This is a genomic window from Stenotrophomonas sp. GbtcB23, from assembly GCF_019091045.1.
GTDB classification, from domain to species: domain Bacteria; phylum Pseudomonadota; class Gammaproteobacteria; order Xanthomonadales; family Xanthomonadaceae; genus Stenotrophomonas; species Stenotrophomonas rhizophila_A.
In genome coordinates, this window is the sequence record NZ_JAGXKC010000416.1 from 1 (window position 1) to 271 (window position 271).

Genomic DNA, 271 nt, shown 5'->3' on the forward strand with positions numbered 1-271 from the left:
GGGTTATCGAAAACCGAGCAGGCGTCGCTTTCATAGGACTTTCGCGACAGGATCTTCAGGCCCGGTGTGTTCATCGGAATGGCAAAGGATATGGCATAGCGCTCATCGCCCGGTCGCAGCGGCTGGATGCAGGTGACGAAGACTTCGTTCGCCATGATGCCGCCGGTCGCGAGCATCTTGGCACCGCGGACCGTGATACCGGTCGCGTCGCGATCGACGATGCCGGCGGTCAAGAAAGGGTCGGCCTGCTCGGATGCGGCCTTTGACCTGT

1 protein-coding gene is annotated in these 271 nt (G+C 61.3%); it reads right to left on the reverse strand.

Features of this window, described 5'->3' with window-relative positions; all coding sequences use genetic code 11:
* Window positions 1–233: 4-hydroxyphenylacetate 3-hydroxylase N-terminal domain-containing protein (locus KVS69_RS19620; RefSeq protein WP_302675392.1), on the reverse strand; the 233-nt coding region annotated here is incomplete at its 3' end.
* Window positions 234–271 lie beyond the last annotated feature (38 nt).